The sequence below is a fragment of the Mesorhizobium sp. M5C.F.Ca.IN.020.29.1.1 genome, assembly GCF_003997375.1.
GTDB lineage: Bacteria > Pseudomonadota > Alphaproteobacteria > Rhizobiales > Rhizobiaceae > Mesorhizobium > Mesorhizobium wenxiniae.
Window position 1 is genome coordinate 25,309 of the sequence record NZ_RZSW01000009.1, and the last position, 11,428, is coordinate 36,736.

The 11,428-nt window shown below is 61.9% G+C and carries 9 protein-coding genes; all 9 read left to right on the top strand.

Annotated features, from left to right (window positions below; genetic code table 11):
* Positions 1–26 precede the first annotated feature (26 nt).
* Positions 27–1,058, top strand: a complete 1,032-nt coding sequence (locus EOA85_RS01855) for a substrate-binding domain-containing protein (RefSeq protein ID WP_127208124.1) — start codon at positions 27–29, stop codon at positions 1,056–1,058.
* A gap of 108 nt (positions 1,059–1,166) precedes the next feature.
* A complete protein-coding gene (locus tag EOA85_RS01860; protein ID WP_127208125.1) occupies positions 1,167–2,708 on the top strand; it encodes a sugar ABC transporter ATP-binding protein in 1,542 nt (513 codons plus the stop codon).
* Positions 2,709–2,727: 19 nt separating this feature from the next.
* Entirely contained in the window at positions 2,728–3,717 is a 990-nt protein-coding gene (locus EOA85_RS01865) for an ABC transporter permease (protein WP_127208126.1), read from the top strand.
* Positions 3,718–3,746: 29 nt separating this feature from the next.
* A complete protein-coding gene (locus tag EOA85_RS01870) occupies positions 3,747–4,727 on the top strand; it encodes a sugar-binding transcriptional regulator (protein WP_127208127.1) in 981 nt (326 codons plus the stop codon).
* Positions 4,724–5,719, top strand: a complete 996-nt coding sequence (locus EOA85_RS01875) for an aldo/keto reductase (RefSeq protein WP_127208128.1) — start codon at positions 4,724–4,726, stop codon at positions 5,717–5,719. The genes EOA85_RS01870 and EOA85_RS01875 overlap by 4 nt, the downstream gene beginning before the upstream one ends.
* Before the next feature lie 18 nt (positions 5,720–5,737).
* The gene (locus EOA85_RS01880) at positions 5,738–7,474 is read left to right on the top strand and encodes a glycerol-3-phosphate dehydrogenase/oxidase (protein ID WP_127208129.1); all 1,737 of its coding nucleotides are present in this window, start codon (positions 5,738–5,740) and stop codon (positions 7,472–7,474) included.
* Positions 7,447–8,289, top strand: a complete 843-nt coding sequence (locus EOA85_RS01885; protein WP_127208130.1) for a class I fructose-bisphosphate aldolase — start codon at positions 7,447–7,449, stop codon at positions 8,287–8,289. The genes EOA85_RS01880 and EOA85_RS01885 overlap by 28 nt, the downstream gene beginning before the upstream one ends.
* 26 nt (positions 8,290–8,315) lie before the next feature.
* Positions 8,316–9,830, top strand: coding sequence for an FGGY-family carbohydrate kinase (locus EOA85_RS01890; protein WP_127208131.1), 1,515 nt, complete (start codon positions 8,316–8,318; stop codon positions 9,828–9,830).
* On the top strand, positions 9,827–11,428 hold a 1,602-nt coding region (locus EOA85_RS01895), incomplete at its 3' end, for a GMC family oxidoreductase N-terminal domain-containing protein (RefSeq protein ID WP_127208132.1). The genes EOA85_RS01890 and EOA85_RS01895, both read left to right, overlap by 4 nt.

Sequence of the window (11,428 nt, forward strand, 5' to 3'; positions counted from 1 at the left end):
ACCAGGCTTCGGCCGAGGGAGGACTCTTGCGCAAATTTTTGAGCATGCTCGCCATTTCGGCAGCAGCCACCACTGTGTTGGGGGCAAGCCACGCCGCGGCCCAGACCGCTAACCCGTTCAAATGCGAGCCGGGTGAAAAATACGTCATGAACGTCATGGTTTCCGGCGTCGAATATTGGTTCCCGGTCTATGAGATGTTCAAGCAGGCCGGACAGCAGTTCGGTTGCGAGACCGAATACACCGGAACCCCAGAATACGACGTGAACAAGCAGATAGCGACATTCGACCAGGCGCTGGCTCAGAAGCCGGCTGGCATCCTGGTGCATCCGATGAACTCCGATCCATTCATCGAGCCAATCAATCGGGCGATAGACCAGGGAACGGCCGTAGTCACATTCGCCGCAGATTCGCCCAACTCCAAACGAGTATCCTACATCACCTCCGACAACGTCGCCGAAGGCACCTATGCCGCCGATGCAGTCGCCAAGGCGATGGACGGCAAGGGCGAATACGCGGTCCTCGAAAACCCTGGACAGGACAATCACGACAAGCGCATCGCCGCCTTTATCGCCCGCATGGAAGCCAAATGGCCGGATATGAAGCTTGTCGGCCGCGCGGCGTCGAACCAGGATGCGACGAAGGCCTATCAGGCCGTGCTCAGCCTCGCGCAGGCGCATCCCGAACTGGGCGCGGTGTTCATGCCGGAAGCCAACTCGGCAATCGGCGCCGCTCAGGCCGCGAAGGAAGGCGGCGGCAAGATCCGAGTTATGCTGGCCGACGTCAACGCCAAAATCCTCGATATGATCAAGGCCGGCGAAATTTTTGGCTCAGTCAACCCGAACCAGGGCATGCAGGGCTATATGGGGTTCATGCTGCTGTGGCTGGCCAAGCATCCTGAGCTGATCGATCCGATGAACGACGCCCGGCGGTCGGGATTCAATGGCATGGGCGTGCCTTTCGTCGACAACGGCTTTTCCATCGTCACTGCGGAAAATGCCGACGATTTCTATTGGGATGCCTACCTCAAGCGGCGCGGCACCAAGGGCATCGAGGAATAAGGGCTCACCGTTATCTCTGCGGGGCTCTTCGAAGATGCTCGATCCGGGACGGGGCGCGCTCGCGCCCCGTCGACCCAACCGTCAACTTCAACGCTGCAGGGGGACGGAGTGACTGCCGCCGCCATTCTTGAAATCCGCGACATATCGAAATCTTTCGGCGCCATCAAAGCGCTGACCGGGGTCGATTTCACGCTGCAGCGGGGCGAAATTCACGCGCTGTGCGGCGAGAATGGCGCGGGCAAGTCCACGCTGATGAATATCATCGCCGGCATTGTGCAACCCGACGAAGGCGCCATTCGTCTCGAAGGCAAGGACGTCACCATTGCATCACCATCCGCCGCGCAGCGGCTTGGCATAGGCCTCGTCCATCAGGAAATCGCGCTCTGCCAGGATGCTACGGTCGCCGAGAATATCCTCATGGCGGCCATCAACAATCGGCGCGCGCCGCTGATGAATTTTCGCCGGCTCTACATTGATGCGCAGAAGATAATGGACCTGCTGGCGCCGATCCCGGTCGAGACGCCGGTCGCCGACCTTTCGATTTCCAACCAGCAACTTGTAGAAATAGCCAAGGCGCTGACGCTCGAATGCCGGGTGCTGATGCTCGATGAGCCGACAGCCGCCCTGACCGAGACCGAGGCGCGGCGCCTTTTCGCCATTGTCCGCGATCTCAAGGCGCGCGGAATTTCAATTATCTACATCAGCCACCGCATGGCCGAGATATTCAACCTCTGCGACCGCGTCACGGTCTTTCGTGACGGCAGATATGTCGCGACCGATTCTATCGCGTCGGTCACTCCCAATGATGTCGTGCGCAAGATGGTCGGGCGCGAAATCACGCAGCTCTATCCGCAAAAGCTCTCGCCTGAACGGCGTACCGACCGCCCTGTGCTGTCGGTCGGGAATCTCTCCTATCGAGAGGGTTCCGACGGCGTCAGCTTCGCGCTTCGTGCGGGCGAAATTCTTGGCATCGGCGGGTTGATTGGCGCCGGCCGCAGCGAGATGGTCCAGACCGTTTGCGGCTTGCGCCCGAAGCTGTCGGGATCGGTTGAACTCAATGGCGAGCCGGTCAGCATCAGGACCTACAGCGATGCGGTGCGCGCGGGTCTGGTCTACCTCTCCGAGGACCGCAAGGCGTCTGGCCTGTTCCTCGACCTGTCGGTTGCATCTAACATCTCCGCGCTGGACCTTCGGAAACTGACCACACCGCTTGGGCTGCTCGATCGCCGCGCCGAGGCAAAGCAAGCCACCGATGTGGTCGAGCGCCACGGTGTGCGCATGGGCGGCATCGAGGCACAGGTGTCGACGCTTAGCGGTGGCAATCAGCAGAAGGTCGCCATCGCCAGGCTTTTGTCGGTTGGCCCCAAAGTGGTCATTCTGGACGAGCCCACACGCGGGGTCGATGTCGGCGCGAAAGTGGAAATTCATCGCCTGCTTCGCGATCTCGCCGAACGGGGCGTCGGCGTCATCGTGATTTCATCCGAGCTTCCGGAATTGATCGGGCTCAGCGACCGTGTGCTTGTCATACACGAAGGTGCCATTGCCGGCGAACTGGGCGCGGACGAATTGACCGAAGAGGCAATCATGCTGCTGGCTTCGGGTCTCCGGCAGCAACGATCAAATGCAAGGCAGGTTCAGAATGTCGCTTAGACAGACCGGAGGAACCCTCATGGACGCTGAACTCAAGGCGAGCGCCCCCGGGCTTGGCGGGCGCAACTGGCTGCGTCTTGGGTCAATGCGCGAGGCGGGGCTGATCGCAATCATGCTGGCGCTGTGCATCGCCATGACATTCGCTTCGCCGCATTTCCTGACTTGGGGAAATTTCCGCGCCATGCTGATGAGCTTCTCCATCGAAGGCATCGTCGTGGTCGGCATGACGATACTTCTCATTGTCGGCGGCATCGACCTGTCCGTCGGGTCGGTGGTCTGCTTCTCCATGGTCGTGTCAGGCGCTCTCTTCCTGATGGGTCTGGACCCGTGGACCGCGAGCCTAATCGGGATAGGCGCCAGCGCGCTGATCGGCGCGGCGATGGGCTTCTTCGTGACCGTCATCGGACTCAATCACTTCATCACATCGCTGGCAGCGATGGTGATCGTGCGCGGTCTTTGCCTTGTCATCACCAAGGGAACCCCGCTGTCGCTGTTCACCCTGCCGCCGGGGTTCAAAGCGATCGGCCAGGGCAGCTTCGGCAATGTGCCTTATGTCATCGTCATCTTTGTTGTGGTCGTAGCCATCTTCGATTTCCTGCTTCGGCGTGCCACCGCCTTCCGCAAAGTCTTCTACACCGGCAGCAACGAGAAGGCGGCCCAATTTTCGGGCATCAAGACCAAGCAGGTTAAATTCTGGGTCACGGTTCTCTGCTCGACCCTGGCGGGCTTTGCCGGCGTCATCTACATGTCGCGCTTTGGCGCTGCGACCCCGACCTTCGGCGCTGGCATGGAGCTCAACATCATCGCCGCGGCGGTGATTGGCGGGGCATCGCTCAATGGCGGCTCGGGCACCATCTTCGGCGCCATACTGGGCATGGCGCTGCTCTCGGTGGTCACAAGTTCGCTGATCCTGCTCGACGTCTCCGTCTATTGGCAGGACATGATCAAGGGATGCATCCTGCTCGCAGCAGTATCGATCGACCACTTCCTGCATCGCAGGAAATCCTGAGCAGCAGCGCGAGAGTTGAGCATCCAATCATGTCACCAACCAATTCGCGGGACGACATCACGATCGTCCGCCAGATGTATCAGGCGCTTGTGCTTCATTACATGGAAGCCAAGACGCAAGCTGAAATCGCCAAGGAGCTCGGCATCTCGCATGCGACCGTCAACCGGCTGATCAAGCGCGGTCATCAACTCGGGCTTGTCGAGATCAAGATCAAGTCGCCGGTCGAGCAACTGGTCGATATCGAGGCGCGACTGGTCGCGATAGGTGGACTCCAAAGGGCCGTCGTCGTCCCTTCCGTTTCAGACAATCCGCAGACTTCGCTCCAGCGCGTCGGCGAGGCCGCGGCCAGGCTGGTGCTCGAGACGATCAAGGACGGCGACACGATTTCCATTACCGGGGGCAAAGGGGTGAGTGCCGTCGTCGCTGGCCTCAAGCCGAGCCGCAGCTACGACGTCGAGGTTGTTCCCGCGACCGGCCTGGTCCAGGGCAAGCATTACACCGACGTCAATCATGTCGCGTCTCTGATGGCCGACAGACTCGGCGGCCGCGCTTATCAGATTCACGCGCCGCTGTTTGCCGACAGCCCGGCCCAACGTGACATGCTGATGGGCGTCCGGGCCGTTTCGGATGTCTTCAACAAGGCGCGCGAAGCAACGCTTGCGGTCGTCGGCATCGGCTCCATCCTGACCGACGATTCGAGCTACTACGATCTGCACCCGTCCTCAAGCGCCGACCGGCTGGCCATCGAGCGCTCGGGCGCGGCGGGCGAGCTGCTCGCCCATCTCATAGACGGCAGCGGGAAGCTCGCGGACTACCGCCTCAACCACTCACTCGTTTCGCTGACGCTCGAGGAATTCGCGACCATTCCGCAGTCGATCGGGGTCGCAAGCGGCGCAAGCAAGGTGGTCCCGATCCTCAGTGCCATGCGCGGCTCTCACCTCGATACCCTCGTCACCGACGAAACCACCGGCTTGAAGATCCTCGAGCTCGCTGAAGGAAATGCAGCATGAATTCTCGACAAATCACCCGTCGCGTCGGCAAGTCCGGCGTTGTCACGTCGGTAGTAGGGCTCGGAACCTGGGCTATCGGCGGCTGGATGTGGGGTGGCACGGATGAAGCTGAATCGATCGCTGCAATCCAGGCGTCCATCGATGCCGGCGTCTCGCTGATCGACACCGCGCCGGCTTACGGTCTCGGCCGCAGCGAGGAGATCGTCGGCAAGGCCATCAAGGGCCGGCGCGACCGCGCCGTCATCGCCACCAAATGTGGCCTGAACTGGCATTCGAAAAAGGGCAATCACTTCTTCGATCAGGACGGAAAGCCGGTGAACCGATATCTGGGCGCCGATGGCATCGCTCATGAAGTGGAGCAGAGCCTGAGGCGGCTCGGCACCGATTATATCGATCTCTACATCACCCATTGGCAGGACCCGACGACCCCCATTGCCGAGACAATGGAAGCGCTCGAGCGCCTCAAATCAGCTGGCAAGATCCGCGCCATCGGCGCAAGCAATCTCAACACCGCCGAGCTGCAGCAGTATGTAGGAGCTGGCCAGCTCGACGCGATCCAGGAAAGGTATTCGATGCTGGATCGCGAGATTGAGCAGACATTGCTGCCGATCGCGCGCCAGCATCAAGTTGCTGCGCTCAGTTACTCGTCGCTTGCGCTCGGCCTGCTTTCGGGCGCGATCGATCCGGCGCGTGAGTTCAGCGGCGACGACCAGCGCAAAAGCAATCCGCGCTTCTCTCAGGCCAACCGGCGCAAGGTAGCCGCTTTGAAACATGCCCTGGCCCCGGTCGCGGAGGTCCACCAGGCAAGCATGGCGCAGATCGTGATCGCCTGGACGCTGGCGCAGCCCGGCATCACCTTCGCGTTGTGTGGAGCGCGAAGCGCGGCGCAGGCGCGCGACAACGCCAGGGCAGGGGAGATTTCGCTGAGCGCTACGGAACTGGCGGCCGTCGATGCGGCGGTGGCCGTGCATCTCGTGGCGATAGATGCGTGATCGAAAGCGCATCTTGAGATGAATCGCATCCAGACGATCGCCGGCTTGCGCGAGAACCCCGATGTCGACGTGCTCGTCATAGGCGGCGGCATTAACGGCATCAGCGTGTTTCGCGAACTCGCTTTGCAGGGCGTTGATGTGCTGCTCGCGGAAAAGGGCGATTATTGTTCCGGCGCCAGCGCGGCCCTTTCGCGCATGGTTCATGGCGGCTTGCGCTATCTTGAAAACGGCGAGTTCAAGCTGGTCCGCGAATCTCTGCTCGAACGCGATCGGCTGTTGAAGAACGCGCCGCACTACGTTGCGCCACTGCCAACCACGGTGCCTATCTTCGACCTGTTCTCAGGCATCGCAAATGGCGCATTTCGTTTCCTTGGGCTAACCCGTCGTCCGGGCCGGCGCGGCGCTTTGGTCATCAAGACCGGCCTGGCGATGTATGATTTCTTCACCGCCGCACGGCGTATCGTCCCGACGCATAAATTCAGGAGCCGAGCCGAAACACTCAAGGTCTGGCCTGCAATCAATCCTGCTATTCGCAATTCGGCGACATACTATGATGCCTGGGTCAGCCACCCCGAGCGATTGGGGACCGAGATGCTGCGCGACACCATGAACCAAAAGCCGTCCGCTCGAGCGCTCAACTATGCACGCGTATCGCTCGATGACGCGACCCTGGTGCTTAATGACCGACTTTCTGGCGAAACGGTAGCCGTGAAGCCGCGGCTCGTGGTCAATGCCACAGGCGGCTGGATCGACCTGACCAATTCGGCGATCGGAGCCATTGCGCCGAAGCTTATGGGCGGCACCAAAGGTTCGCATCTGATCGTCGACAATCGCGAACTTCATGACGCGCTCGACGGTCACATGATCTATTACGAGAACGAGGACGGCCGGATCTGCATCCTGTTCCCCTATCTCGGCAACGTGCTGGTCGGCTCGACGGACATCCGTGTCGACGATCCCGACCAGGCGCGCTGCGTGGATGACGAGCGGCAATATATCCTGCAGTCCCTGTCATTCGTGTTTCCTGGGATCGAGATCACTGATTCCGACATCGTCTTTCAGTTCAGCGGGGTGAGGCCGCTGCCGATAAGCCAAGACAGTTTTACCGGGCGCATTCCCCGCGATCATTTCTGCGAATTGGTTGAGGGCGCCGGTATACTGCCGCCGACGCTCTGCATGATCGGCGGGAAATGGACCACCTTCCGATCGTTCGGCGAACTGGCAGCAGATATCGTGCTCGAGCGATTGCACCGTCAGCGCGTGGTCGGCACCGAAAACATGCCGATCGGCGGCGGCCGGGATTTTCCCACTGCCCCTGCAAAATGGTGCGCAGAACGCGCGGCGACGCACGGCCTGTCGCTTGAGCGCATGCGCAGCCTCTTCGAGCGCTACGGAACCGCGGCGGATGCCTTCGCCGCCTATATGGCAGCGGGACATGACGAGCTCTTGCCTGGCAGCGACTACTCGGCCCGGGAGATTCGATATCTCATCGCCAACGAATATGTCGAGCAGCTGGAGGACCTGCTGCTTCGCCGCACGACAATCGCCATCACCGGTGCTCTCTCGGCCGACCTTCTCGATGCCGTTCTCGATATTCTCGCTGTCGAAAAGAACTGGGACGCCGCGCGCAAGGCATCCGAGCGCACCGATTTCCTTGCCCTGTTGCAACACCGGCACGGCGTCGATCTCGACCAGCTATCCCAAAAAGACCAAGGAAGGAGCGCCGAATGCGCATCAACAAGAAAGTCCGCATGAACCGGTTGTTCGGGGGAGCGCGCTGTCTCGACGTCGCAATCGACCATGGCGTGTGCAACGAGCCGTCGTTTCTGGAAGGGCTCGAGGATATGGCCGGCGTCGTCGCCCAGCTGGTTGCCGCGGGACCGGACGCCATTCAGATGAATTATGGCCAGGCCGATCTGCTGCAGTCCTTGCCTGGCAAGGACAAGCCGGCATTGGTCATGCGCATAGACATGGGCAATCCATATAACAAAACCCGCCATCGCTCGATGTGGGCCATCCTGCAGAACGAAGCCGAGCCACTGATCGGCGCGCTGGAGATGGACGCGGCCTGCGTGGTCGTCAATCTATTCATGCTGCCCGATGAACCGGACCTGTTCCGGCAATGTGTCCACAACATTGCCCGCGTTCGCGCCGACTGCGAAAGATATGGCCTGCCGCTGATGATCGAGCCGCTGGCAATGCTGCCCAACTCGGAGCGCGGGGGCTACATGGTCGACGGCGACCCAGAAAAGATCGTCACCCTGACCCGGCTCGCAAGCGAGATGGGCGCCGACATCATCAAGGCGGACCCGACCACCGATCCGAACGACTTCCACCGGGTCGTGGCGGCGGCGCGCTGTCCTGTGCTGGTACGCGGTGGGGGCAGGGAGGATTTGCGCGCCGTCTTCGACAAGTCGGCGGCGCTGATGGCGCAGGGCGCGGCAGGCATGGTCTATGGCCGCAACATATACCAGCATTCCAACCCTCGTGCCGTCGTGAGAGGATTGATGGCGATCATCCATGAGAATGCGGACGGCGCTGCAGCTTGGGAGCTCTACCAACAACAATAACCCTTGGTAGCTTGGGAGGCGCTTCAATGCAGCAATACATTCTGGGTCTTGATGCGGGCAACACCGTCATCAAGGCCATCATCTTCGACACGGCAGGTCGCGAACTCGCGCTTGCCGCTCGGGACGGCCCCTCCTGCATGCCAAAGCCCGGCCATGTCGAGCGGGACCTCGGCGAATTGTGGCGCAACGCCGTCGAGGTCATCCGTCAGTGCCTCGACCAGTCGGGCATCGATGCCCGCGACATCGCGGTGATCGGCTGCGCCGGCCACGGCAACGGGCTCTACGCGCTGGACCGCGCCGGCGACCCGCTGCTCGGCATCCAGTCGCTCGACACACGCGGCATCGGCATCGTGAGCGAATGGGCGGCCGCAGGCGTTGGCGACCAGACCTATGTCCACTGCCTGCAACGGCCCTGGGCGGCGCAGACGCCGACTCTGCTGGCGTGGCTCAGGCGCCATGATCCGGCGCTTTTTGCCCGAATAGGCACCGTCTTCCTGTGCAAGGATTTTGTCGTCAACCGCCTCACCGGAGCGCGCTCGACCGAGACCTCGGATATGTCGGGCTGCGGGCTTTTGCAGATGCCCGGCCGACGCTACGAGCGTGAGTTGCTGGCCGCCTACGGGCTCGACGATTGCATGGAACTGCTGCCGAACGTGCTGGAGGCCTCCGACATCGCCGGCCAAATCACCCGCGATGTCGCCGCAGCCACCGGCCTTCGGGCGGGCACGCCTGTGGTGGCGGGTCTGTTCGACGTCGTCGCCAGCGCCATTGGTTCGGGCGTCACCAGCACCGGCGCCGCCTCCATCATTGCCGGCACCTGGAGCATCAACCAGGTTATCACCGAAGAGCCGATCCGCGATCCGTCGATCTTCATGCTGTCGACGTTCGATCCGGTGCGTTATCTCGCCATCGAATCGAGCGCCACTTCGGCCGCAAATCTCGAATGGATCGTCCGTGAGTTCTTCGAGCATGCGCCGCCGGCTGGCGCATCGCCATTCGAGATCTGCAGCGAGCTCGTTGCTTCCGTCGGTCCCGCGGGAGACATGCCGATCTACCACCCATTCCTTTACGGCTCGCAGCAGAATGGCAAGGCGCGTGCAGGTTTCTACGGCATCGCCGGCTGGCATACGCGGGCGCATATGCTGCGCGCACTGTTCGAGGGGGTCGTCTTCGAACACCGGCGCCATGTCGAGACGCTGCGCCGAGCGGGAGCGACCGTCAGCCAGGCGGTTCTTTCGGGCGGCGGCTCGCGCAGCGCCATCTGGCCGCAGATATTCGCCGATGTGCTGGACGTCCCGGTGACGGTAGCGCGCAGCCGCGAGACTGGTGCGCTGGGAGCTGCAATTGCAGCCGGGACAGGCGTCGGCCTGTTTGCCGACTTCTCTTCAGGCGCGGCCGCGATGACCGCGCCCGACCGCTGCTACCAGCCCAATAGCGAGATCGCACCGGTCTATGAGCAGCGCTATCGCCTGTATGGCGAAATCAACCAGGCCATGGGTCCGCTATGGGACAGGATGGCAAGCGAACGGATGTCCGATTGACACAGACCGCTGCCGATTTTGGACAATACGACTTCATCATCGTTGGCGCAGGTTCAGCCGGCTGCGTGCTGGCCAACAGACTGTCGGCCAATCCAGCCATGCGCGTGCTGCTTCTGGAGGCCGGCGGCAGCGACCGCTATCACTGGGTCGACATTCCCATCGGCTATCTCTACTGCATGGGCAACCCGCGCACGGATTGGCTGATGAAGACCGAGCCGGAAGCCGGCCTGAACGGTCGTGCGCTCAACTATCCGCGCGGCAAGCTTCTGGGCGGCTGCTCGTCGATCAACGGCATGATCTACATGCGCGGCCAGGCGGCCGACTATGACGGCTGGCGGCAAGCCGGAAATCTTGGCTGGGGCTGGGATGACGTGCTTCCGTATTTCCGCAAGTCCGAGGACCATTTTGGCGGCGCCAACGACCTTCATGGCGCCGGTGGCGAATGGCGCGTCGAGCGCCAGCGCCTGTCCTGGCCAATCCTGGATGCCTTCCGCGATGCAGCCGAGGAACTCGGCATCCCCCGGACGGAGGATTTCAATGGCGGGACCAACGAGGGGTCAGGCTATTTCGAGGTCAACCAGCGGAAGGGCGTGCGCTGGAATACCTCGAAAGCGTTCCTGCGCAGCGTGCTGCGGCGGCCGAATTTGCGCGTCGTGACCGGCGCCGAGACCGAGAAGCTAAATTTCGATGGAGCTTGCGTCACTGGTGTTATTTTCCGAATGGGCGGTCAACTGCATCGTGCGCGGGCAGGCGAGACGATACTTGCCGCTGGCGCGATCAATTCCCCGAAGCTGCTCGAGCTTTCCGGCGTCGGCCGACCTGTCGTGCTGGGCGCAGCAGGAATCCTGGTTCGCCACGCGCTGGAAGGCGTTGGCGAGAACCTGCAGGATCATCTGCAGATCCGCACAGTCTTCAAGGTCGCCAATGCCTCGACGCTGAACCAGCGCTACCACAATCTGTTCAGCCGCGCGGCCATGGGCGTCGAATACGCTATTCGTCGCACCGGACCGCTGTCGATGGCGCCCAGCCAGCTTGGCATCTTCGCCAGAAGCCACCCACGCCTGGAAACGCCCGATCTCGAATACCATGTCCAGCCGTTGAGCACTGACCGGCTGGGCGAGCCGCTGCATCGCTTCCCCGCGGTCACGGTTTCGGTCTGCAACCTCAGACCGGAAAGCCGCGGCACCGTCCACATAGAGGCACCCGATCCGCCGAGTGCCCCGAAGATCCGGCCGAACTATTTGTCTACCGAGGGAGACAGGACCGTCGCCGTAGCCTCGCTTCGCCATGTCCGCCGCTTGATGAAGGCGCGCGCCGTTGCCCGTTTCGCGCCTGAGGAAATGCTGCCCGGTGCACAATATGAAAGCGACGAAGATCTCGTCCGCAAGGCCGGCGATATCGGCACTACGATTTTCCACCCGGTCGGGACCTGCAAGATGGGCACAGGCTCGATGGCGGTGGTCGACGGCCGGCTGCGGGTGCACGGCATTTCTGGCCTGCGCGTCGTCGACGCTTCGATTATGCCGACGATCGTTTCCGGCAACACCAACTCTCCAGTGGTGATGATCGCGGAGAAGGCAGCGGAAATGATCTTGCAG

Bases quoted from the DNA above. Each gene is read 5' to 3' on its own strand.
- EOA85_RS01875 (WP_127208128.1), top strand. From the start codon at position 4,724: ATGAATTCTCGACAAATCACCCGTCGCGTCGGCAAGTCCGGCGTTGTC.
- EOA85_RS01880 (WP_127208129.1), top strand. From the start codon at position 5,738: ATGAATCGCATCCAGACGATCGCCGGCTTGCGCGAGAACCCCGATGTC.
- EOA85_RS01870 (WP_127208127.1), top strand. From the start codon at position 3,747: ATGTCACCAACCAATTCGCGGGACGACATCACGATCGTCCGCCAGATG.
- EOA85_RS01865 (WP_127208126.1), top strand. From the start codon at position 2,728: ATGGACGCTGAACTCAAGGCGAGCGCCCCCGGGCTTGGCGGGCGCAAC.
- EOA85_RS01885 (WP_127208130.1), top strand. From the start codon at position 7,447: ATGCGCATCAACAAGAAAGTCCGCATGAACCGGTTGTTCGGGGGAGCG.
- EOA85_RS01890 (WP_127208131.1), top strand. From the start codon at position 8,316: ATGCAGCAATACATTCTGGGTCTTGATGCGGGCAACACCGTCATCAAG.